This window comes from Enterococcus sp. AZ079, from assembly GCF_050547255.1.
Classification (GTDB): domain Bacteria; phylum Bacillota; class Bacilli; order Lactobacillales; family Enterococcaceae; genus Enterococcus_D; species Enterococcus_D casseliflavus.
The window spans coordinates 144,265-166,559 of sequence record NZ_CP172955.1; the positions used below are offsets into that span (position 1 = coordinate 144,265).

The following is a 22,295-nucleotide window of genomic DNA, read 5'->3' on the forward strand; positions in this document are numbered from 1 at the left end:
AGCTTGCGAAAGAAAAGAACTTTTTCAACCAACAGCTTTCCTTTTTCGATTAAAAAAATCCGATGGTTGCGACTAAATGTGGCTATGCTATACTTAATAAGATCGTAGGAAAAGAAAGGGGTTTGATAGGAATGACCTATTCAATCAATTGGGATCTAGAAACAATTTTTCCAGGAGGCAGTGATTCTGTTCAATTAAAAGAACGCATGAGCCAGCTGGAAGAAGAAATCAAAACTTACCGTGAAAAAGTTGACGCTTGGGCACCAAACGCTACAGACAATGCGACAAAATTAGAGGAATTAATCGAACTTTCTGGCACAATCAATCAGGGATTTTCACAATGTGGCAGCTTTATCAATGCCTTGCTTTCAGCGAATGTCAACGACAGCAAAGCCAAAATCCTGACAGGCGACCTCTACGCAAAACTGCCAGCATTGCAAGCAGCACAAACCGTTTTCTCGAAAAAATTGACAGAAATTTCTGAGGATGATTGGACCGCTTTACTTACCGCGGAAAACTTAGCACCAATCGCTTTTCGTCTAAGCGAGATTCGTCGCGACGGCAAAGAATTGTTATCTGAAGCAGAAGAAACCATCATCAACACGTTAAATTTAGATGGCTTAAATGCTTGGAGCCAACATTACGATACGATCGTTGCCTCGATCGAAATTCCTTTCCTTCAAGAAGACGGCACGACGATCAACTTGTCCGCTGGTCAAGCCTTCAATAAAATGATGGGTGATCCAGATCCAGAAGTTCGTGCACGTTTATTTGACACTTGGGAAAAGACTTGGGCAGAAAAAGAAGACCTCTTTGCAGATACCTTGAACCATTTAGACGGCTTCCGCCTTTCTACCTTCAAGCTTCACGGTGTCACTGATTACTTGAAAGAACCATTAGAATACAATCGTCTGCAAAAAGCGACATTGGATGCTATGTGGGGCACGATCCAAAAGAACAAACAGCCGATCGTTGATTTCTTGACCCGCAAAGCCCAGCTTTTCGGCAAAGAAAAAATGGAATGGCAAGATCAAGATGCGCCGATCATCCTTGGGGACATGGAAGAAAGAACCTACACCTTTGATGAAGCAGCTGACTTTATTTTGACAAACTTCCGTAAGTTCAGTCCGAAAATGGCTGACTTTGCCCAAGTTGCTTTTGAAAAAAGCTGGATCGAAGCAGAAGATCGTCCTGGCAAACGTCCTGGCGGCTATTGCACCAGCTTGCCAGAAACCAAAGAGTCACGTATATTCATGACCTACAGCAATTCAGTCAACGAAGTAGCGACGCTTGCCCATGAGTTAGGTCACGCGTTTCACAGCAGCGTTCTTTGGGAGCTACCAGAATTAAACCGCAACTATGCCATGAACGTCGCCGAAACAGCAAGTACCTTTGCTGAATTGATCGTTGCTGATGCAACCCTCAAAGAAGCGACAACGAAGGAAGAAAAAATCAATCTATTGGATGCCAAAATGCAAAATGCGATCGCGATGTTCATGAACATCCATGCACGCTTTATTTTTGAAAACAGCTTCTACCAAGCCCGTCAAAACGGCTTAGTTTCAGCGGAGCAAATCACGGAAATGATGACAGCGGCGCAAAAAGAAAGCTATGCGGATGGGTTAGCAACTTATCATCCACATTTCTGGGCAGCCAAATTGCACTTCTTTATTGATGATGTGCCGTTTTACAACTTCCCTTACACCTTTGGTTACCTCTTTAGCATGGGGATCTATGCGTATGCCAATGAAAAAGGGTCTAGCTTTGAAGAAGAGTACATTGCTTTATTGCAAGATACTGCTTCAATGACGACGGAAGAACTGGCGCAAAAACACCTTGGTGTTGATTTAACAAAACCAGACTTCTGGCAAGCAGGGATCGACATGGTCCTAAAAGATGTTGCCAGCTTTATGGAATTGACTGAAGACTATATCTAAAAGAAAAAACCCTCTTCCAACACGACGCTTGGAAGAGGGTTTTTCTATCAGGCATTCAATAAAGTTAAGCCAATCGTTAAGTAGCCTGCGTACAGACACCAAATCAAATAAGGAATAAACAAGTACATTGCTTTTTTGTCGATGCGAGCAAAGAGGATCATACAAATAATCACTGATAGGACTAACAAGACAATAATGACCGTTCCTGCCCAGTAAGCATTCCAGCCAAAGAAAACGATACTCCACAAGAAGTTTAGTACTTGCTGGATCGCAAAGAAGATATAGGCATTCTTTTTAAGCGCTGGATTGACTTTGGCTACGATCAACAGATACAATGCTGTTCCCATAAAGGCATACAAAATCGTCCAAACGATCCCAATGATCCCACCAGGAGGGGCTAAAAAGGGTTTTTCCATTTGCGCATACGTTCCAGCGATGTCTCCTGCAAACAAACTCGAGATGATTCCTGTTGCTTCGATGCCGATCACACAGACCAGCCAAATCAAAAATTTCATGTTCTCCACTCCTTCTTTTTTTCATGACTCTCTCATTTCATCGTACCATCGAATCGAAAAAAAGCAGAATAGAACGCTTAAAAAAGAAACGCCCGTGTGGACGTTTCTTTCAAGATAATTATATTCAATGACAGCTACTTTGATTGTTTTTCTTCAAACTTCCGTCGTTCATTTTCCACATACTTGTATAGCGCCCCGTAGCGGCTGCGGTAGCCTTTTTTCCATGGCTTCTCTTTGCCGCAAAAATGTAACAAAACGGTATGCTCGATGACCCAATCCAAACTCCATTCCCCTAAACTGATCGTTTCATAGGTACGGTTTTTTCGTACGTCATAGTTGTAGAGCTGATCAGGGATCGCCAGCACCCGATCGCCGTACAACCCATTCAAAATGTCTTGATCTGGCAAAAAGAGGTTCAAATGATTTTTCTCAATGAACGCTGCGATCTCTGCTTCTTTGACCTCTTGCCGCAGCTGGTGCACATTCATCAGCAAAACGCCTGAATTATAGTAGCCTTCCGACTCATAATTGCGCAAACGGACTTTATTGATGACTGTTGTTACTTCTGTCAGCTTAGAATGGCTGGCGGCGACATACAGAAAATCCCCTAACGTCAGCTCATACAAGGGGCGCAAATCATTGATGCACAAAATATCCGCATCCAGATACAGGATTTTTTCCACTTGCTGCGGCAAGTAATTTTGTGCCAATAATCGATAGTAGATCGACTCAGGGTAGCGATCACTGACTGGCGCGGTTTTAAAAATCGAGCCAGAACCGATGATGATGGGATGATAGGTCATCGCCAGCTTTTGACAAAAAGCCTCCAGCTCTGCAGCATGGCTCAATTCTTTTTCTTGTAAGACATAGACATCAAAGGATGCTGCTGTCGTATGACGTTTGATTGAATATAACGTTGTTTTTAATTGTTCACTGAATCGATCATCAATCGCAAAAAGTAGATTCATGCTCTTGTTCACTCCTCTGTTACTGGCAGCGTGCAGGTTTTTGGAAAAAAATCGATTGCTGTTGCACGCAGCTTCTGTTCTTCTAGTATACCCGATTTTTGGTCTTTCTTTCAGTGAAACACCCTTGCCAATCGAACCCTTGCTTGGCAGACGCCAAAAAAGCTGTTCCATCCATGGGATGAAACAGCAAAGGATCGCTTATAAATGATTGTGTCTTAAAAACAGATCAGCGGATCGTTGCAAAAGCTTTTGACCACAACAACAATTCATCTAGCATATCATTGACACCCGCCGCCATGTGCGCACCGGGTTTGAAGGTACTGAAACTTTCAAAATCAGTAAATAAGTTGAAGGCTGGGTTGGTCCGCACGGTGGCAACTTTTTGTTCAGCTAATACGTTGCGCAATTGTTCAGCGGCCCGAATCCCACCGCCAGAACCGTAGCTGACGATCCCAGCAGCTTTATCAAACCATTCTTCCCGAGCAGAATCTACGGCATTTTTCAAGGAAGCTGCAAAACCGTGGTTGTATTCTTGCACGATGAAGATATAGCCATCTAATTCAGAAATTTTTTTGTTCCATGCCAGGTTTGGCTCAGCTGTTCCCATAAACGGTAGATCAAATGCCTTTACATCAACGATCTCAAACTGATGCTCTGACCGTTGATTAGCAATTTCTTGAATATATGCTCCGACTTGCGGACTTACGCGTCCTTCTCTTGTACTGCCTAAAATAATACCAAATTTCATGATAGGTTCCTCCTAAGATTGTTTTCGTTTGTTTTTTTAACGATTGGCAAATGTGTCTGCCCAGTCCAATAATTCCGTCAACATGTCGTTCATTCCTGCAGTCATATGCTCGCCAGGGGTAAAGGTGGCAAAGTTTTCAAAATCAGTAAATAAGTTGAAGGCAGGATTGGTGCGCACCGTGGCTACTTTTTGTTCCGCCAAAATCAAGCGAACTTGCTCAGCGGCACGAATCCCTCCTGCCGAACCATAGCTGACGATCGCTGCTGCTTTGTTGAACCATTCCTCTCGAGCGCTGTCCAACGCATTTTTCAAGGAAGCTGATATGCCATGATTGTATTCTTGTACGATGAAGAGGTAGCCGTCTAACTCAGCGATTTTTTCGTTCCACGCTTGGTTCACTTCACCTGTACCCATAAATGGCAAGTCATAGTCTTTGATATCAATGATTTCAAACGAGCGGTCGCTATGCGCGCGTGCTGTTTGTAAAACATAATTGGCTACTTGCGGACTCACGCGGCCTTCTCTCGTACTGCCAACGATGATCCCGATTTTTTGCGCTTTTTTCTTTTCAGGGGTGCGATACACCTCTTTAATTACTTCTTTTTCAATTATTTGTTCTTTTTTCCCAAATCCAAAGACCATTCTTTTGTACTCCTTTTGTTGTGGTTTCTTTAACGATGGACTCAGCATACCAAACTTACTTTTAGTAAGTCAATCATTCTGCTTACTTTTTGTTAGAAAAAACTCTCAGCTGCTTCTTATTGACATTCGTTCGGTACCGAACTATAATCAACTCATCGATATCGTTAGGTACCGAACGATAAACCAAAAGGAGTGTACACCATGAGTACAATGACCGACCACTTAATGAAACAGCTTCGTTTTATCAGCGAAGCCAGCAATGCCTTTATGAGTCAAAACAACCAGCGCCTTTCGGGACAGCAACGTGTCCTGGCCGTTTTAAATTTAGAAGACGGCTTGGTGCAAAGTTATCTTGCAGAAGTCTTAGACCTACGGCCAAGCTCTCTAGCGGAACTATTGAAGAAAATGGAAAATAGTGGCGATATTCAGCGCAAAGAAGATGCTGCTGACAAACGGATCAAACGAATCTACCTGACAGAAACTGGCCGAAAAAAAGCAGAAAAATTACTGGCACAAAAAGAAGCCACCAGCAGTCAGTCGTTTTTTGCAGGGCTCTCAGAGGAGGAACAAACCGAATTTGCTCGTCTGCTTGAAAACATTGCCGCTGGGTGGGAGACGGACTTCCAACAGCAGGCACAACGCTTTATTGACCCAATGGATCGTTTGCAAGCCATGCAAGAGATTCGGGAAGAAATGGTGAAGCAATGGGGCGGAAATTGGCAGGAAATGTCGAATGACGAGCGCCGAAAAATGAGGCAACAAATGAAAGATACTTGGCAAGAAATGGGCGTTGATGAGCGACGCAAAATGAAAAAACAGATCGAGGAAGCCATGCGGCAAATGCCGTTTCCTGGACATCGCGGCATGGTTGGCAATCGACCATTTGAGCCGTTTGGGCCGTTTGGGCCGTTTGATAATAGCGAGGCGAATGATCCACGGTACACATGGGTAAAAGGCAACTTTTTTGATGCCTACGGGTTTGGACAAGACCGCAAAGCAAGACCGACTTCCGCTTCTAAAGACGAAGCAGCCGAGGAGGATTGGCAGGATTTCTAATAACACCTAATTAAAAAGAAAAAGCAGTGAGCCATCTTGCTTGCTGCGGAGGAAAACGAATGGAAACAACGACACCAACAGTGAACAAAAACAAATTTAAAATGAAAGACTTTATCCACCTGATCGTCAGTGTCAATCCTAAGAAAGGCTTGTTTCTTTTAGGGATGCTCTTTAGCCTGATCACAAGTGTCGCCAGTTTGGTCGTGCCGCAGCTGACGAAAACGCTAGTCGATGCCAGCGGCACCCCCACGTTCAGCACCTCCATGCTGGTCGTTTTGATCCTAGCCTTTGTGCTGCAATTAGGCGTAGGGACTTTAGGCGGCTTTCTCTTGCGCTATGTGGGAGAAAGTGCTGTGAAAACGTTGCGGGAACGTCTTTGGAAACATCTGCTGCATTTGCCAGTCAGCTATTTTGATGACCACAAGTCGGGGGAAAGCAGTTCGCGACTCGTCAATGATACTTCCGTGATCAAAGAGCTAGTCACCTCGCAATTTCCCAGCTTTGTCACTGGCTTGATCCAATTGGTCGGTTCGATGATCATCTTGTTTTTGATGGACTGGAAGATGGCTGCGATCATGTTCAGTGCGGTGCCTTTGATCACCTTGATCATGTGGCCAATCGGCAAGATCATGTCAAAACTAGGACGCCAGTTGCAAGCAGCGACCGCCGATTTCAATGCGGATGCCAGCGAAAAACTCTCAGAGATCCGTTTGATCAAAGCCAGCAACGGAGAAGCCAGTGAACAAGAAAACGGTCGGCGCAACATTGGGGCAATTTTTACCCTCGGGGTCAAGGATGCGAAAGTCAGTGCGATTTTGCAGCCAATCATGACGACGGCCATGCTGGGCTTACTCGTAGGAATTCTCGGTTATGGCGCGATCCGTGTGCAAGCCGGCACCTTGACGAGCGGCGCATTGATCGCTTTTCTACTGTATCTCTTTAATATTATTGCGCCTGTAACGACGTTTGCAATGTTCTTTTCACAAGTCCAAAAAGCGATGGGTGCTACGGAACGGATCCAAGAAATTTTGGATACGCCGCTAGAACCAATTCAAGCAGCACCCAAAGCCGCCATCGATGGAGCAGTCTTACGAGCAGAACAAATCGATTTCAGTTACGTTCCCAAACGGCCGATTTTGCAAAACATTTCTTTTGAAGCCAAACCCAACACCGTGATTGCTTTTGCAGGACCAAGCGGCGGCGGAAAATCCACGATTTTTGCTTTACTGGAACGCTTTTATGAGCCCACCAGAGGGCGCTTGCTGATTGGAGATCAGCCGATAGCTGATATTGATCTGCAAAACTGGCGGGCACAGATCGGCTATGTTTCCCAAGACAGTGCGGTCTTTGCTGGTACGATTCGGGAAAACTTGCAATACGGATTGGACCGAACACTGTCAGAGGAGGAATTGTGGCAAGGACTGGCATTGGCTTATGCCGATCAGTTCGTCCAAGAGTTCCCCGAAAAACTAGAAACACAAATCGGTGAACGCGGCGTCAAACTATCTGGTGGTCAAAAACAACGGATCGCCATCGCTCGAGCATTCTTGCGGGATCCCAAGCTGCTGATGCTGGATGAAGCGACTGCCAGCCTAGATTCTCAGTCAGAAGAAAAAGTCCAGCGGGCGTTGGATCATCTGATGGAAGGACGTACGACATTAGTGATCGCTCATCGCTTATCGACCATCGTGGATGCCGACCAAATCTACTTTATAGAAAAAGGCACCATTACCGGTCAAGGTACCCATGCACAATTAATCAACAACCACCCGCTTTATGCTGCCTATGTCAATGAACAAATGATCAACTAATCGAAAAAACTGCTTATTGACGGATAAGCAGTTCAGACTGTAGACAAACCTTATACAAACATGAGGTTTGTCTTTTTTCTATGTAATATTCTATGGATAATCGATAGATTAGGCAGTTTTCCTTTAGGAAAACGTCTCTTTTGCGCTCTGATCCTTTTTATTTTTGCTAGCTTTTTCATATTAAGACACGCAAAAGTAAGCCCAATTTTCATGTGCATTTTTTCAATTCCTATTTGATTGGTATAACGTAACCCATGAAATTCTTTTGCTGTCCCAAAAATTCGTTCAATGGTTTCTTTTCTCTTTTTATAAAGTTCTTTGAACCAACTTTGATGGCGTATCTCTTCACAGGTCTCTATAGCTTCAGCCCAAATGTGTCTAGTGATTACTTTGATATGATTTTTTGAGTTGGTACACTTAGACAAGAAAGGACAATTTTTACAATCCTTTGGATTGCTTTTGTATTCGATATATCCTTTGCGATTGGTAGTGGCATAAGAGAGTATTTTATTATTGGGACAGATATAACAATTATAGTAATCGTCATAAACATATTCATGTTTCTTGAAATAGCCTTTTTTAGTCATAGGACGTTTGTATGGGAAAATTGGGGTCAATTTATGTTCGAGTAGTAAATGTGCAATTGCTGGTGTCTTATACCCAGCATCCATAATTAATTTTTCTAGGGGAAAAGCTCCTTTGAGCTTGTTAAATAAAGAAACAAACGTACGACTGTCATGAAAGTTCCCTGGGTGTGTAGTATAACCTAATATCCATCCATGTTTATCACACGCCACTTGTGAGCTATAGGCAAAAACTTCTTTGTGTTCACCTTTATGAAACCAACCACTTTCAGGATCAGTCGTACTTCTTTTTTTCAAGGAAGTTTTACTTTCTGCGTTTGTTTCTTTTAAGGGCTTTTTTAAATGTTTTTCTCGATTCTTGGTGATTTCTTTTGTCAGCTTATCTGTATAAAAAACAGCTTGTTCCATTACTTCGACAGATTCTTTTTTGTTACGATTCGCATGTGCTTTAATATGCGTACTATCAATAAATACTTCGGAAGTATCTACGATACCTTCAGCGATACATTGTTCTAGAATTTCATAAAAAATTTTTTCAAAGAGATCTGTTCCTTTGAACCGTCGCGTATAGTTTTTACCAAATGTTGAAAAATGAGGAACGGGATCTTCTAAACTCAAACCTAAAAACCAGCGATAAGCGATATTCACTTCTATTTCTTTTATTGTTTGTCTCATACTTTTAATACCAAATAGATATTGAATCATTGGTAATTTAATTAGAAGAATAGGATCCAAGCTAGGACGTCCTTGGATTTCATCGTATTTCTCTTTAACCAATTCATAAATAAAGGAGAAATCAATACATTGATCTATTTGCCGCAATAAATGGTCCTGTGGGACCAAGTCTTCAAGAGAAAAGAAACCGATTTGTGCGCGTTTACTCATATCTTGTTTTGAGAGCATCTGGATACACCTCCAATTGATACTCTTATTTTAACGGATAAAAAAAGACAAAGCACTAAAAACTAGTACTTTGTCTACAGTCTGAGACATTCGCTGGAATGTCTTTTTTGTCTTACTTTTTGGTGCTTGTGCGTGAATCTTTGAGATACAGTGCCGTTTCTACGAGTAGCGCTGCTAGAAGATAGCTGCCAAAAACGGCTACTTGGTAAAAAGCCTCTGTGATCAGCTCGTTGCGCTGCAATAAAACGACCCCGCCTAGAAAGAGCATTGCTAACAGGGAGAACCACTGCTGGGCAAAACGCCAATTGCTGACACTGGCTGTACTGCGCTTGGTGCGAAAGCCGAATACATAATTGGGTTCTTCTCGGTAAAAGCACCAGAAGACGATGAAAAAAATACCCGTAAAAATCAACAACAAAAGTCCAATATCGATCGAGATCACTACCTTTCACGTGCGATTTGTTGGATAAGTAAGTGAAGCCGCTAAAGATGAGTACATACTTATTGTATCCGCTATGAACGCTTCTATGAAGGGGAACAATCGAAAAATACGTGCTTCTAGCAAAAAAAACGGATGGCGATTTGCAGCGCCATCCGTTTTTTATCCCCGTTGAAAAGGGCCTTTTGGTGCAATCAATTCAAGATTGGTGCCGTCTGGATCTGTAAAGTAAGCGACGCCTGTCCCAAAGCCGCTTTTCAAACCGTCTTGTGCTTCAAAAACGATGGGGGTGCCGTCAGGCTCAACGCCAATGGCTTTTAGACGAGCAACGGCTTCATCAATATTTTCGACTTCAAAACAAAGATGCATCGCGCTGATTTGCTCATTGGAATAGCTAGCTTTGTTGGATCTTGGTTCGACGTATTCTAAAAGATCGATGTTGAGATTGTCTAAATGAAGATTGGCATATTTGATCAGTGTATCTGCTAATCCTTGCGTTTGCGCCATGCGTTTGCCGCCGATCGTATCTTGATTGGCGATTTTCTTTCCCGTTAATGCTTCATAAAATTGGATGGAACGTTCGAGATTGCTGACGGTGATTCCAACATGGTTGACCATTGAAAAGCCTGTGTTTGTGTTTGTCATTATACTTCCTCCTAAGGTTTTGTTTAGTATATCGTTTGGTTAATGAAAATCGAATGTGTCTGGATCTGGACCCACTCGTAAGTCTTCATTTAATGCGTTCAAGCGGTCCATGTCAGCTTCTGATAAATGGAAATCAAAAATCGCTGCATTAGCGATCATTCGCTCAGGGTGCGTCGATTTGACATTGACTAAGATCCCTTGTTGAATAGCCCAGCGTAAAAGCACTTGTGCCGCTGATTTTTGCTGTGCATCGGCGATCGCCAAGACGGTGTCATCTTTCAGCAGTTTGCCTTGCATCAATGGCGACCAAGCTTGGATCGCAATTGCTTTTTCGCCACAAAAAGCCCGCAGGTCTTGTTGCGTCAGTTTGGGGTGCAGCTCGATCTGATTGATAACAGGAACGACCTTAGCAATGGCCAATAATTGCTCCAGATGATGGATCTGGAAGTTGCTGACCCCGATCGCTTTGATTTTTCCAGCCGCATAGAGGTCTTCCAAGGCACGCCAGGACTCTTGAAATGCTTGATTTCCTGGCCAATGGATCAAGTACAAGTCGAGATACTCGAGGTTTAAGCGGGCCAGACTTTCATTGAAGGCGTGGATCGTTTCATCATAAGTTAAATGATCGTTCCAAAGTTTGGAAGTGACAAAGAGTTCTTCACGAGCCAACCCCGTTTCTTGTAAGCCTTGTTTGATTCCTGCCCCTGTTCCTGTTTCATTGCCGTAAATCGCTGCTGTATCAATCAGGCGATAGCCATTGATAATCGCTTGCTTCACGACCTCTGCTGTGTCAGCTTCAGGGATTTGAAAGACACCTAACCCCAACCCGGGGATTTCGCTGCCATTGTTCAGGGTAACGGTATCTGATAATTTTCCGATCATAAAAACATCTCCTTTATTTTTTTCTGGTATCATCATATAATGAGGAGGTAAGGTTGTATAGTACGTACTTTTTTGTTTGATACACACCTTTTGGTAACATTTATGTGTTTGCAGACTTGATGAGGTGGAAAAAATGGAAGAAAAAATTTATAATATCGGTGTTGAAGCAACCATGGATGTCATCGGCGGGAAGTGGAAACCCATCATTCTTTGTAATTTACGCCATGGGGCATTACGTCCCAGTGATTTACGGCGGAAGATCCCTGGCATCAGTCAAAAAATGTTGACCCAGCAATTGCGGGAATTAGAAGAATCTGACATCGTTACTCGCAAGTCCTATAATCAAGTACCACCTAAAGTTGAGTATTCCTTGAGTGAATATGGAGAAACCTTAGGCGGCTTATTGGATACTCTTTGCCAGTGGGGCACGATGCACGTTGCTGCACTGCAAGACAAAGGAGAGCAAGTTACTTTGTTAGAACAAGAAGAAGCGATTGTCTAGCAGAGGGCAATTGGCATGAGAAAAGGCGGCAGAAACCATTGGTTTCCGTCGGCCTTTTTAGGTTATGCTTGTTGGATCAATTCTAGAATGGCCTCAGTATTCATCCCGCTGTAATGATTGACGGGAAACGAAAGGCGCTTGATGCGTGGTGGGATGGCCTGCTTGATCATCGGATCTGTTAAAGAAAGCAAGGGATCGACCAAAACGAGTTTTTCTTGCGCAAAACGATAATTCGCCAGACGTTCTGGTGTCACAACAGTTACGCTGATTTGATCCTCTGACAGCAGTTGGATGTTGCGGGCGAAAATTTTAATCAGACTTCCAGCTAAAGTAGAACGATCAATAAAAACGACTTTTTCCAAAATGATTCTCCTTATTAATTAAAATGGTTAATTAAGTATATTAATTAAATCGTTCTTTGTAAATAGGAACATTTGGGAGACAACAAAAAAGCCGCAAAAGATTTTCTTTTGCAGCTTTTGGTTCGTCTATAAAAAGGTTTGATTCTTTTTCGATTAAATCACGATCACGGGTGTCCCGACTTCGGCTTTGCTGTACAATTCTTTCATCACGCCTGGCGGAGTATTGATACAGCCGTGAGAACCACGGGTTTTCCAAAGATCGCCACCGTATTCCGTCTGCCAATCAGAATCATGGATACCGACACCAGTCCAATCGATGGGCATCCAGTAATCAACAGGGGACGCATAATCTTCACCAGTCAAGGTTGCATCTTCTTCTTTGTTCCAGACATAGAAGACGCCAGTTGGTGTTGGTGTGGCTGGTTTTCCGGAAATTATGGCTGTTTCAAGAACAAGCTGTCCGTCTTTGTAATACCACATGTGTTGGTTTTTTAGATCAACTTCGATATAGGTGTTGCCAAACAGCGGACTGCCTGCATCGGTGCTTCCTTGAGCGATCGGTGTACGCGTGAAGTCTTCGCCAGCTTTTAACGCCTCGATCAATGCTTCTGTTTCTGCATCGGTTTGGATCGTCCAGCTAAGAGTACCGGCTGGGACTGTCACTTCGCCTTGCTTGGTACTTTTGAAGGTCGAAGAATTGGTGCTAGTATTGTATTGTTCGCCGATTGATGTGACATAGCTTCGTACTTTGTCTTCGTCGATCGTTGTGTTGCCGTCTTTATAAGAGAGCCAATCCATGATCGTTTCTCTTGGGATTTGAAACGTATTTCCGTTGATCGTATAATTGCCAGTTACTTTGGCGATTTTATTCAACGAATCCATTTCTTTCGTTAAGTCTGGATCATCGGCGGTCACACTTGGTTTTGTGACATAATCAACGAGATTCAGTTCCTTTTCGCCGCTGACGATGGCTTCTTGCAAGTCTGCCACTGCTTTGTCAACATCGATGGCATCGCCGTCAACTTCTGATTTGATAGAAAAGCCGTCTTCGCCTTTTTCCAACGTGGCATCAGCCGATTTGGTACGATCTTCATTTAAGGTTTCGAGTTCTTTTTGGATCGTGTTGGTCTCGCTAGTCAAGGTGTCTTGGTCTACTGAGAGATTGTCTAATGTTTTTTCTTCGGCAGCCGAAACGTAAGCCATTCCCCAGCTCCACTGGTTTTGTTCATCTTTTAATGATTGCAGCTCATCGGTGAAATCCGTCTGCAAACCAAATTGAGCAAGGTTGACTGTTTTCCATTCGCTATCACCATCTTTGATGGTAAAGTCTTCTTGTGAATAGCGATCATGCAGCAGGGCGTTGGCCTCGACAACGGTTTTGTTGCTGATGTCGATCCCATCGATTTCAGTCTTTGGTAGAAAACGGTTTGCATAATATGTACTTCGGTAGGTATAGCCGCCAGCGATCACTACGAGTAAAGCAGCCACAACGATCAGAACAATTTTCTTCGTATTATTCTTGGCGTCAGTATGTTTGTTTGAACGAGTCATTCAACTACTCCTTTTTTTCTAATGGCATAATAGATAATAACGCTTAAATCATACCATATTCCCACGGGAAAGCGAATATGGCAAATGAAACTTCCATGAAAAATAGAAAATTCTTAAACTATCTTTAGGCAAGCTGTAGAAACGCATTTCTTACGATAAAAAAACTGAACGAATCGGCAGCAAGCCATCTTGATCAAAGGATTCTGAAAAAGAGTGAGCTGGAGGATTCGTTCAGTCGCATAATTGACTAACTAAAATTGACTATTTAACACGAGGGAAAAGAAATTATTGATTGTCTTCCGCATCTAATTTTGCAAAAGCTTCATCAAGAATATCTTTTAATTGTTTTGCCGAAGCGGCCATCCGGTCTTTTTCACCATCTGTTAATGGGATCTCAATTACTTTTTGAATCCCTTGGGCATTGATGACTGCAGGCGCACCGATGTACAAGTCGTTTAAGCCGTATTCGCCGTTCATGTACACAGATAATGGGAGAACAGCATTTTCATCGTCTAAGATCGCACGAGTGATCCGTGCTAAGGCTACCGCGATCCCGTAGAAGGTCGCACCTTTTTTCTCGATGATGGTGTAGGCTGCATCACGAACACTGAAGAAAATGTTGACCATTGCTTCTTCATCGATGTCTGGGTTGTTTTTGACCCATTCATAGATTTGTAAGCCAGCTACGTTGGCATGAGACCAAACAGGGAATTCTGAATCGCCGTGTTCCCCTAAGATATAGGCATGGACGTTACGGGCATCGACATCGACCAATTCAGCCAATGCTTGACGGAAACGGGCAGAGTCTAATGAGGTACCTGAACCGATAACGCGTTCTTTCGGGAAGCCTGAGAATTTCCAAGTAGAATAAGTCAAAATATCGACTGGGTTTGCTGCAACTAAGAAAATTCCGTTAAAGCCTGAATCAACGATTTGGGTAACTACTTCACGGTTGATTTTCAAGTTTTTATGAACTAAGTCTAAACGGGTTTCGCCTGGTTTTTGAGGCGCACCAGCAGTAATAACGACTAAATCAGCATCATGTGCATCTTCATAAGAAGCGGCATAGATTTTTTTAGGGGAAGTAAATGCCAAAGCATGGGACAAGTCAATTGCGTCGCCTTCTGTTTTTGCTGTATTTATATCAATGATTCCGACTTCTTGCGCAATGTTTTGGGTCACCAGCGCAAACGCGTAACTAGAACCAACCGCACCGTCTCCAACAAGAATTACCTTTTGGTGATCTTTTTTGTTCGTTTTTGCAGTCATCTGTGTATCATTCCTTCCGCATAATTGTTTTACTCGCTATCATCCTACCATTTTCAAGTATGTTTGTCATGTGATTTGCACAACAATATTACACAAAATATCGCTGTTTCAGTTGTAAATGCTTTCTTTGTTATTACGTCAAAAAGAAGATATATCAAGGTTTTATTAAGATTCGTTAAGAAAGATAAAAACTGAGCAAGAGGGTGCCACCATAACAGTCCATTTCGTGTTATAATTACCTAAGCAAAAGAACTGGGCGCATTTGTGTGCCCAGTATTTTGTGTTTGGATAAGAAAACCGATAAAATAGATGAAGAATCAGCTTGAAACTAGAAATAATGGAGCGTAAATAAAAAATGAAAATGATTGTAGGCTTGGGAAATCCTGGCAAAAAATATGAAAAAACCAAACATAATGTTGGCTTTATGGTAGTGGATGCGTTGGCACAAAAGTACCAAGCAACCTTTAAAAAGTCGGCTTTTGAAGCAGAGGTGGCAGAGTTTTTCTTGAATGGTGAAAAAATCCTTTTGGTCAAACCACAAACTTTCATGAATGAATCCGGTCGTGCGGTAGGCCCGTTGATGACCTATTTTGGCATCTACCAAGAAGAACTAGTGGTGGTCTATGATGACCTCGATTTAGCATTAGGGAAAATTCGTTTGCGCCAAAAAGGCAGTGCAGGTGGCCACAATGGGATCAAGAGTTTGATCGCTCATTTGGATTCAACAGTCTTTGACCGTATCAAAATCGGGATCGATCGTCCACGTCCAGGACAAACCGTGGTCAATCATGTCCTGAGTCCTTTTGCAAAAGACGACCTGCCCATCGTTTTACAAAGTATTGATAAAGCGGTCGAGGCAAGTAGTGATTACTTGACCAACGGCGACTTTCTTGCCACAATGAATCGATTTAACTAAGGAGGGCCGAGATGGATTTAATTGAATTAATAAATAAAGTGCCGACAGTGGCGGCTTGGCATACAGGTTTACGTGAACAGGCCCCCCGGCAATTACTGACCGGTCTAGCTGGATCGGCAAAAACATTAGCGATCACTGGTGTGTATCAGGCATTTCAAAAACAAGTGATCGTCGTGACCCCAAATCTCTATTATACAAATCAACTAGCCGAAGATCTGCGCAATGTGACGGAAGATGTCTATGTTTTTCCAGTGGATGAAGTGTTGTCAGCCGAAATGGCTTTTTCTTCACCAGAAGCCAGAGAAGAACGCGTGGCAGCGCTGAATGCTGTTTCTCAAGGGAAAACGGGGATCTATGTGTTGCCGGTAGCGGCTTTGCGAAAGTATTTGCCTGAAAAGAAAACCTGGTTAGCCAATCAATTTCAATGGCAGATCGGCGATGAGATCGATTTAGAGCGTTTGCCGCAACAATTGATCTTGATGGGTTACGAACGTCAGTCAATGATTGGCAAACCTGGCGAATTCAGTATTCGTGGGAGCATCCTCGATATTTATCCATTAAACGCCGAATATCCCGTACGGATCGAGTTATTCGATGTAGAAATCGACTCGATGCGTTCTTTCAACGTGGAAACGCAACGCTCAGTGGAAACGCTGCAGCAAGTGGCTATTTTACCCACTACCGAATTGGTTTTCTCAGCGGAAGATTTAGCTGCGGGGCAAAAGCAGCTGCAAGAATTATTGAACAAACGGTTGGCAGTCACCAAAGAAGCAACCGATCGCGCCTTTTTAGAAGATTATTTTGGCCAGTTGGCTTCTCAATGGCAAGCAGGGATTCCTGGTGAAAGTGCCCGTTATTACACGGATTTACTGTATCGTCAGCAAACGAGTGTCTTAGATTATTTTTCTGAAGATGCCTTTTTGATGATCGATGATTATGCTCGGATCATGGAGACCAATCGTGAGATCGAACGGGAAGAGGCGGAGTGGCATACCCAAAAATTAGCGGAGCTGCGAGTCTTTTCTGAACAGCAATTCGGGATCGATGTCCATCAGCTGCTGCAAAAAGAAACCTTTGTGACCAGCTTCTTTTCTTTATTCCAAAAAGGAATGGGGAACATTCGCTTCCAAGCGATCCATCAATTCCAATACCGGCCGATGCAGCAGTTTTTCAGCCAAATGGGTCTCTTGAAAGTTGAAATCGATCGCTGGGAGAAGCAGCAGCAGACGGTGATTTTTCTGGTCAGTGACCAAGAGCGGGCCAAGAAGTTAGAGCAAGATCTGCGAGATCATGATATCTATGCCGTGCAGACGCAACAAGATCGCCTGTTTACAGGACGCACCCAAATCGTGGTGGAACGTTTGCAAAGCGGCTTTGAAATGCCGCAAGACAAGCTAGTGGTGGTTACGGAAAAAGAAATTTTCCAAAAGATGAACAAAAAAAGAGCCCGCAGGCAAAATGTCACCAATGCGGAACGGCTCAAAAGCTACAATGAGTTAAAAGCGGGCGATTATGTCGTCCATGCGAATCATGGGATCGGGAAGTACATCGGCATGGAAACCTTAGAAGTCGATGGCGTCCACCAAGATTACATGACGATCTTGTACCAAAACGAAGACAAGCTCTTTATTCCAGTCACCCAACTGAATTTGATTCAAAAATATGTGGCTTCCGAATCGAAAACACCGAAAATCAATAAATTAGGTGGCAGCGAGTGGGCGAAGACCAAGCGCAAAGTGACGGCTAAAATTGAAGACATTGCAGATGATTTGATTTTATTGTATGCCAAACGCGAATCAGAAAAAGGCTATGCCTTTCAACCAGACGATGCCTATCAAAAAGAGTTTGAAGATGCCTTTCCGTATTCGGAAACCGATGATCAGCTGCGCAGTACGGCAGAGATCAAGCGGGATATGGAAAAAGAAAAGCCGATGGACCGCTTGTTAGTCGGGGATGTCGGTTTTGGGAAAACAGAAGTGGCGCTGCGGGCTGCTTTTAAAGCGATCAAAGAAAGCAAACAAGTGGCTTTCTTAGTACCGACAACGATCTTGGCGCAGCAGCACTATGAAACGATGGTCGATCGTTTTGAAGGATTCCCCGTCAATGTTGGGGTACTGAGTCGTTTTCGGACGAAAAAACAGCAGAATGAAACGATCGAGCAAGTGCGCAAAGGGCAAGTCGATATTTTGGTGGGGACCCACCGATTATTGTCAAAAGATGTCGAGTTTGCTGATTTGGGCTTATTGGTGATCGATGAAGAACAACGGTTTGGGGTCAAACACAAAGAGCGCTTGAAACAACTGCGTTCGCAAGTCGATGTGTTGACGTTGACGGCAACGCCGATCCCACGAACATTGCATATGTCGATGCTGGGGGTACGGGACCTATCTGTGATCGAAACACCACCAGAAAATCGTTACCCGATCCAAACCTATGTGATGGAGATGAATCCAGGAGCAGTGCGAGAAGCGATCCAACGGGAGATGGCACGGGGAGGTCAAGTGTTTTATCTCTATAATCGTGTCGATACGATCGAGCGAAAAGTCGAAGAACTGCAGGCGTTAGTGCCAGACGCACGAATCGCGTATGCCCACGGGCAAATGACCGAGATTCAATTGGAAAATACCCTGTTTGACTTTATTGAAGGGCAATACGATGTGTTGGTGACGACGACGATCATTGAAACCGGTGTGGATATTCCCAATGCCAATACGTTGTTTGTGGAAAATGCCGATTACATGGGGCTTTCGACGTTGTATCAGCTGCGCGGCCGTGTCGGTCGGAGCAATCGGGTCGCCTATGCGTATTTCATGTACGAACAGCAAAAAGTGTTGAATGAAGTCAGTGAAAAACGGCTGCAAGCCATTAAGGACTTTACCGAGTTGGGGTCAGGTTTCAAAATCGCGATGCGAGATCTTTCGATTCGTGGAGCGGGTAATCTATTGGGGGCGCAGCAGCACGGCTTTATCGATGCAGTCGGGTTTGACATGTACTCGCAAATGCTGTCTGAAGCAGTCACTCGGAAACAAGGGAAAAATACCCAAACAGAAAAAACGACCGTCGAGATCGATCTGGGGATCGATGCCTACTTACCGACTTCGTATATTGAAGACGAACGGCAAAAAATCGAGATCTACAAACGAATTCGTGAGCTGGAATCCCAAGAAGCAGTTGATGAACTTCAAGATGATCTGTTAGACCGTTTCGGTGAATACCCTGTAGAAGTGGCACATCTCTTAACGGTGGGCGAGATCAAGATGAACGGCGATCGTGCCTTGTTAGAAACTATCCGTAAGCAGCAGCAGACGGTGTCGTTTATTTTGAGTAAAGTCGGCACGAAAAATTATTCGGTGGAGCAGCTGTTTGAAGCATTGAAAGCTACTAAATTAAAAGCCACGATGGGTGTCGATCATGAGCAAATGACCATCAAATTACAGATTCCGCCAGTGATGAAGGAAAGCACCTGGCTATTAGAAATCCAAGATTTTGTCAAAGCGTTACGGGAACAAAAATACGCCAGCCAAGGCTAGAAAGGAACCAGAGGGATGCCGAAATCACAATTGAAGCGTACGATGGAAGGGGCGTTTATTTTAACGATCGCTTCCTTTATCGCAAAAATCTTAAGTGCCGTTTATCGGGTCCCTTTTCAGAACCTGGTAGGGGACGAAGGGTTTTATGTGTATCAACAAGTCTATCCGATTTATGGATTGGCGATGACGTTAGCGTTGTCAGGGTTGCCACAGTTTATCTCCCGCATCGTCGCTGAAGAACCCGATCCTTTGAAAAGCAAGGAACGGCTGCAAGCGTTGACGCCTTTCGTGCTTTGGTCTGCGATCAGTTTATGGGCGGTGACCTTTTTATTTGCTGGTCCGATCGCGCAAGTGATGGGGGACCACCAACTGGCGGGCTTGATTCGAGTCGTTTCTTTTACCTTCTTATTTGTCCCGCCTTTGACCTTTTATCGAGGAATGTTTCAAGGGAATTTGCAAATGGTGCCGACAGCAGTTTCCCAAGTCGTAGAGCAGCTGCTTAGAGTTGGTGTGATTTTAGGTGCTGCGGCAGCTTTCCAGCAATTGGGCTGGACGATTTATCAAACGGGGACTGTCGCCATGATGGGTGCCTTAGTCGGGGGCCTTGCGGCGTGGTGGATCTTAAGTTATTATAGCCGACAAATCAACGGCAAACGCTTATCGCTATGGCATAAACCAGTCACCAGTACAGGAGAAAATCCCGCTGGTTTATCCGCCTCGTTGAAGAAACGGTTCTTCTTAGAAGGCGGTCTGTTGACGATTTATAGCGGCTATTTGATCTTGTTCCAGTTAGCGGATTCGTTTTTATTGACCAATGCGCTAGAAGCGGGGGGGATGACGGCACAAGCAGCCCGAATTTCAAAAGGGATCTATGATCGCGGACAACCCCTCGTCCAACTAGGTCTTGTGGTGGCGATGGCGTTAAGCTCGACGTTTTTGCCAACGTTGACCAAGTATTTGACGGTAAAAAATCAGCAGCTGTTTGAAAAGTCGGCAAAAATGTATTTGCGCCTAACGATCGGGATTGCTTCGGCTTCTGCCGTGGGCTTAGCGATTTTGCTGCCTTATATTAACTTTGCCTTATTCAAAGACGGTTCTGGCAATGCGGCGCTGGTATTGTTTGTCTTTTCTATCGCTCTGATGGCGACGATCCAAGCCTATCAAAGCATTCAACAAAGTCGCAATACCTATACCTTCGGCTTGCTCGCTGCGGGGATCGGTCTTTTGATCAAATGTCTATCGATGTGGCCGCTGACTGCTTCGTATGGGACTGCAGGAGCGAGTATCAGTACACTGTTGGGGTTAGGCGCGACCTTATGCTGTTTTGTGGTTTCCGAACAGCGTCGAGCACAAAGCAGCATCAATCACTTTTGGCATGAAGGAAATTATGGAAAAAAACTATTTATTTGTTTAGGGATCATGGCAAGCGTGCTATTCTTATATTATAGCTTCGTTGCGATCTTATTGAACGGTCCTTTGACCCATCGACTACAGGCACTGCTTTTTTGCCTAGGCGGTGTCGGTCTGGGAGGCGCAGCCTTTATCGGGGCAGCGATCAAAATCAAATTGTTAACGATTCGCGAATGGCTGTTAGTTCCATTTGGAAAGAAACTATTAAGAAGAGGTGAAAAACATGAGATTAGATAAATTTCTTAAAATCTCCCGTATCATCAAGCGTCGCTCTGTGGCCAAAGAAGTGGCAGACAAGGGACGCATTCAGATCAACGGCAAATTAGCCAAGTCAAGCAGTGACGTCAAAGTAGGCGATACCATGCGTATTCAATTCGGGAATAAGGTCTTGGAAGTAAAAGTCAATGAATTGCATGAATCGACGAAAAAAGAAGACGCTGCAAAAATGTATGAGATCGTTTCAGAGGAAAGAATCTCAGAAAATGCTTGATTTTTACGGCATTTTCAGTTAGACAAGCTTTGCGGATGTTGGTATAATGTAAAAAACAAAGACAGCGACGGGAGCGAGTTCAGGTGGCAAAAGAATCAAATAAAAAAATAGAACTATTGCAGACCGATTATGCGAAAGAGCAATTTGCCAAGTTTGAAAAAGAGCGGCGACAAGTCGTGTTTCGCCGACGTCGGCTGGTGGCGTTTTTCGTGGCGGCATTAGCGATATTTGCAATCGTAGGGATTCAAATGTTCAACGATCAAATGCGCCTGCAAAAGCTAAAGGAATATAAGGCGGAAACAGTCGCCGAACAAAAAGAGGCAGAACAAAAGGTGGCTTCACTGGAGCGAGACGTTGCCTTGCTGCAAGACGATGAGTATGTGGCAAAATTGGCCCGCAGCCGATTCTTCTACTCAAAAGATGGCGAAAAAATCTATCCAGTCTTGCCAGACGGGACGGATTCTCAAAACACCAATGAGCGTTCTTCGCAAAGCGGACAAGAATCATCATCCACAGAGTCACAAGATTAAGCAATGTCATACCTACTCAGCGCAGTAGTTTGAATTATTTTAAATGGGTAAAAATTAGGAGGAACATTTTTTATATGTCAATCGAAGTTGGAGCGAAACTAAAGGGCAAAGTGTCTGGTATTACAAATTTTGGTGCGTTCATTGATCTTGGTGAAGGGAAAACTGGTTTGGTGCATATCAGTGAAGTATCAAACGGATTCGTCAAAGACATTCACGACGTGTTGTCTGTTGGGGATGAAGTGACAGTACTTGTTACGGCAATCGGCAACGATGGAAAAATCGGCCTATCGATCCGCAAAGCAGAAGATAAACCGGAAGAAAAACGTGAATACCCGAAAAAAGAATTCAATCGACCAAATCCGAAAAAATCTTTTTCACGCAATCAAAATACGAATGTAAATAAACAAGACTTCGATTCATTGATGAGTTCTTTTCTAAAAGATAGTGATGATCGTCTTTCGTCATTACGTCGAAATACAGAAGGAAAACGCGGTGGCCGCGGCGGACGCCGTAACTAAACATGAATAGCAAGTTGGAAAAAGCTGGAACAAAACTGTTGGTTCGTTTTGTTTCAGCTTTCTTTCTTGTGGGTCTACCAAATGAAA

At 43.7% G+C, this 22,295-nt stretch carries 21 protein-coding genes; 10 read left to right on the forward strand and 11 right to left on the reverse strand.

The window, feature by feature from the left end; genetic code table 11:
• The first annotated feature begins 131 nt into the window (after window positions 1–131).
• The gene (locus IGJ15_RS00685) at window positions 132–1,937 is read left to right on the forward strand and encodes a M3 family oligoendopeptidase (protein WP_010748984.1); all 1,806 of its coding nucleotides are present in this window, start codon (window positions 132–134) and stop codon (window positions 1,935–1,937) included.
• Window positions 1,938–1,984: 47 nt separating this feature from the next.
• Here the strand turns inward: IGJ15_RS00685 and IGJ15_RS00690 are convergent, their stop codons facing one another.
• From IGJ15_RS00690 to IGJ15_RS00705, 4 genes are all read right to left on the reverse strand, one after another.
• The gene (locus tag IGJ15_RS00690; RefSeq protein WP_010748985.1) at window positions 1,985–2,452 is read right to left on the reverse strand and encodes a TspO/MBR family protein; all 468 of its coding nucleotides are present in this window, start codon (window positions 2,450–2,452) and stop codon (window positions 1,985–1,987) included.
• Between the two features lie 134 nt (window positions 2,453–2,586).
• Window positions 2,587–3,420, reverse strand: coding sequence for a glycosyltransferase family 8 protein (locus IGJ15_RS00695; protein WP_430599239.1), 834 nt, complete (start codon window positions 3,418–3,420; stop codon window positions 2,587–2,589).
• Window positions 3,421–3,646: 226 nt separating this feature from the next.
• Window positions 3,647–4,168, reverse strand: a complete 522-nt coding sequence (locus tag IGJ15_RS00700; protein WP_010748987.1) for an NADPH-dependent FMN reductase — start codon at window positions 4,166–4,168, stop codon at window positions 3,647–3,649.
• A 36-nt stretch (window positions 4,169–4,204) separates the two neighbouring features.
• Window positions 4,205–4,810, reverse strand: coding sequence for an NADPH-dependent FMN reductase (locus tag IGJ15_RS00705; protein WP_010748988.1), 606 nt, complete (start codon window positions 4,808–4,810; stop codon window positions 4,205–4,207).
• 201 nt (window positions 4,811–5,011) lie between these two features.
• Between IGJ15_RS00705 and IGJ15_RS00710 the strand changes: the two genes are divergently transcribed.
• Window positions 5,012–5,866 carry a MarR family transcriptional regulator gene (locus IGJ15_RS00710; protein ID WP_010748989.1) on the forward strand — a complete coding sequence of 285 codons (855 nt, stop codon included), beginning with the start codon at window positions 5,012–5,014 and terminating at the stop codon, window positions 5,864–5,866.
• 59 nt (window positions 5,867–5,925) lie between these two features.
• Entirely contained in the window at window positions 5,926–7,677 is a 1,752-nt protein-coding gene (locus IGJ15_RS00715) for an ABC transporter ATP-binding protein (protein ID WP_143112474.1), read from the forward strand.
• A 50-nt stretch (window positions 7,678–7,727) separates the two neighbouring features.
• Here IGJ15_RS00715 and IGJ15_RS00720 read toward each other — a convergent pair whose 3' ends face one another.
• The 4 genes from IGJ15_RS00720 to IGJ15_RS00735 form a co-directional block, all read right to left on the reverse strand.
• Complete coding sequence (locus tag IGJ15_RS00720) at window positions 7,728–9,164, reverse strand: IS1182 family transposase (RefSeq protein WP_010748976.1); 1,437 nt, start codon at window positions 9,162–9,164, stop codon at window positions 7,728–7,730.
• A 112-nt stretch (window positions 9,165–9,276) separates the two neighbouring features.
• The gene (locus tag IGJ15_RS00725; protein ID WP_034696220.1) at window positions 9,277–9,606 is read right to left on the reverse strand and encodes an SdpI family protein; all 330 of its coding nucleotides are present in this window, start codon (window positions 9,604–9,606) and stop codon (window positions 9,277–9,279) included.
• 159 nt (window positions 9,607–9,765) lie between these two features.
• Window positions 9,766–10,248, reverse strand: a complete 483-nt coding sequence (locus IGJ15_RS00730) for a VOC family protein (protein WP_010748992.1) — start codon at window positions 10,246–10,248, stop codon at window positions 9,766–9,768.
• 39 nt (window positions 10,249–10,287) lie between these two features.
• Entirely contained in the window at window positions 10,288–11,166 is an 879-nt protein-coding gene (locus tag IGJ15_RS00735; protein WP_371179787.1) for an aldo/keto reductase, read from the reverse strand.
• A 97-nt stretch (window positions 11,167–11,263) separates the two neighbouring features.
• Here IGJ15_RS00735 and IGJ15_RS00740 point away from each other — a divergent pair, with 97 nt between their 5' ends.
• Window positions 11,264–11,632, forward strand: a complete 369-nt coding sequence (locus IGJ15_RS00740) for a winged helix-turn-helix transcriptional regulator (protein ID WP_005233339.1) — start codon at window positions 11,264–11,266, stop codon at window positions 11,630–11,632.
• Between the two features lie 62 nt (window positions 11,633–11,694).
• Here the strand turns inward: IGJ15_RS00740 and IGJ15_RS00745 are convergent, their stop codons facing one another.
• The 3 genes from IGJ15_RS00745 to IGJ15_RS00755 form a co-directional block, all read right to left on the reverse strand.
• Window positions 11,695–11,994 (reverse strand): hypothetical protein, encoded by a 300-nt coding sequence (locus tag IGJ15_RS00745; RefSeq protein WP_010748994.1) that lies wholly within the window; start codon window positions 11,992–11,994, stop codon window positions 11,695–11,697.
• Window positions 11,995–12,147: 153 nt separating this feature from the next.
• Window positions 12,148–13,545 carry a L,D-transpeptidase family protein gene (locus tag IGJ15_RS00750; RefSeq protein WP_010748995.1) on the reverse strand — a complete coding sequence of 466 codons (1,398 nt, stop codon included), beginning with the start codon at window positions 13,543–13,545 and terminating at the stop codon, window positions 12,148–12,150.
• A 285-nt stretch (window positions 13,546–13,830) separates the two neighbouring features.
• The gene (locus tag IGJ15_RS00755) at window positions 13,831–14,814 is read right to left on the reverse strand and encodes an L-lactate dehydrogenase (RefSeq protein WP_005230720.1); all 984 of its coding nucleotides are present in this window, start codon (window positions 14,812–14,814) and stop codon (window positions 13,831–13,833) included.
• Window positions 14,815–15,169: 355 nt separating this feature from the next.
• Here IGJ15_RS00755 and pth point away from each other — a divergent pair, with 355 nt between their 5' ends.
• The 6 genes from pth to IGJ15_RS00785 all read left to right on the forward strand — a co-directional run bounded on the left by pth (window position 15,170) and on the right by IGJ15_RS00785 (window position 22,208).
• Window positions 15,170–15,730 (forward strand): aminoacyl-tRNA hydrolase, encoded by a 561-nt coding sequence (gene pth, locus IGJ15_RS00760; RefSeq protein WP_005230721.1) that lies wholly within the window; start codon window positions 15,170–15,172, stop codon window positions 15,728–15,730.
• A gap of 11 nt (window positions 15,731–15,741) precedes the next feature.
• The gene (mfd, locus tag IGJ15_RS00765; protein ID WP_010748996.1) at window positions 15,742–19,260 is read left to right on the forward strand and encodes a transcription-repair coupling factor; all 3,519 of its coding nucleotides are present in this window, start codon (window positions 15,742–15,744) and stop codon (window positions 19,258–19,260) included.
• A gap of 15 nt (window positions 19,261–19,275) precedes the next feature.
• Entirely contained in the window at window positions 19,276–20,907 is a 1,632-nt protein-coding gene (locus IGJ15_RS00770) for a polysaccharide biosynthesis protein (protein ID WP_010748997.1), read from the forward strand.
• Window positions 20,894–21,160 (forward strand): RNA-binding S4 domain-containing protein, encoded by a 267-nt coding sequence (locus tag IGJ15_RS00775; protein WP_005230745.1) that lies wholly within the window; start codon window positions 20,894–20,896, stop codon window positions 21,158–21,160. Before IGJ15_RS00770 ends, IGJ15_RS00775 begins: the two co-directional genes overlap by 14 nt.
• Window positions 21,161–21,243: 83 nt before the next feature.
• Window positions 21,244–21,690: an FtsB family cell division protein gene (locus IGJ15_RS00780; RefSeq protein WP_005230746.1), complete on the forward strand. Its 447-nt coding sequence runs from the start codon at window positions 21,244–21,246 to the stop codon at window positions 21,688–21,690.
• 74 nt (window positions 21,691–21,764) lie between these two features.
• A complete protein-coding gene (locus IGJ15_RS00785) occupies window positions 21,765–22,208 on the forward strand; it encodes a S1 domain-containing RNA-binding protein (protein ID WP_010748998.1) in 444 nt (147 codons plus the stop codon).
• Window positions 22,209–22,295: the final 87 nt, after the last annotated feature.

Bases quoted from the DNA above. Each gene is read 5' to 3' on its own strand.
- IGJ15_RS00710 (WP_010748989.1), top strand. From the start codon at position 5,012: ATGAGTACAATGACCGACCACTTAATGAAACAGCTTCGTTTTATCAGC.
- IGJ15_RS00685 (WP_010748984.1), top strand. From the start codon at position 132: ATGACCTATTCAATCAATTGGGATCTAGAAACAATTTTTCCAGGAGGC.
- IGJ15_RS00735 (WP_371179787.1), bottom strand. From the start codon at position 11,166: ATGATGATACCAGAAAAAAATAAAGGAGATGTTTTTATGATCGGAAAA.
- IGJ15_RS00695 (WP_430599239.1), bottom strand. From the start codon at position 3,420: ATGAATCTACTTTTTGCGATTGATGATCGATTCAGTGAACAATTAAAA.
- IGJ15_RS00755 (WP_005230720.1), bottom strand. From the start codon at position 14,814: ATGACTGCAAAAACGAACAAAAAAGATCACCAAAAGGTAATTCTTGTT.
- IGJ15_RS00705 (WP_010748988.1), bottom strand. From the start codon at position 4,810: ATGGTCTTTGGATTTGGGAAAAAAGAACAAATAATTGAAAAAGAAGTA.
- pth (WP_005230721.1), top strand. From the start codon at position 15,170: ATGAAAATGATTGTAGGCTTGGGAAATCCTGGCAAAAAATATGAAAAA.
- IGJ15_RS00730 (WP_010748992.1), bottom strand. From the start codon at position 10,248: ATGACAAACACAAACACAGGCTTTTCAATGGTCAACCATGTTGGAATC.
- IGJ15_RS00700 (WP_010748987.1), bottom strand. From the start codon at position 4,168: ATGAAATTTGGTATTATTTTAGGCAGTACAAGAGAAGGACGCGTAAGT.
- IGJ15_RS00715 (WP_143112474.1), top strand. From the start codon at position 5,926: ATGGAAACAACGACACCAACAGTGAACAAAAACAAATTTAAAATGAAA.
- IGJ15_RS00785 (WP_010748998.1), top strand. From the start codon at position 21,765: ATGTCAATCGAAGTTGGAGCGAAACTAAAGGGCAAAGTGTCTGGTATT.
- IGJ15_RS00720 (WP_010748976.1), bottom strand. From the start codon at position 9,164: ATGCTCTCAAAACAAGATATGAGTAAACGCGCACAAATCGGTTTCTTT.
- IGJ15_RS00740 (WP_005233339.1), top strand. From the start codon at position 11,264: ATGGAAGAAAAAATTTATAATATCGGTGTTGAAGCAACCATGGATGTC.
- IGJ15_RS00775 (WP_005230745.1), top strand. From the start codon at position 20,894: ATGAGATTAGATAAATTTCTTAAAATCTCCCGTATCATCAAGCGTCGC.
- IGJ15_RS00770 (WP_010748997.1), top strand. From the start codon at position 19,276: ATGCCGAAATCACAATTGAAGCGTACGATGGAAGGGGCGTTTATTTTA.
- IGJ15_RS00690 (WP_010748985.1), bottom strand. From the start codon at position 2,452: ATGAAATTTTTGATTTGGCTGGTCTGTGTGATCGGCATCGAAGCAACA.
- mfd (WP_010748996.1), top strand. From the start codon at position 15,742: ATGGATTTAATTGAATTAATAAATAAAGTGCCGACAGTGGCGGCTTGG.
- IGJ15_RS00750 (WP_010748995.1), bottom strand. From the start codon at position 13,545: ATGACTCGTTCAAACAAACATACTGACGCCAAGAATAATACGAAGAAA.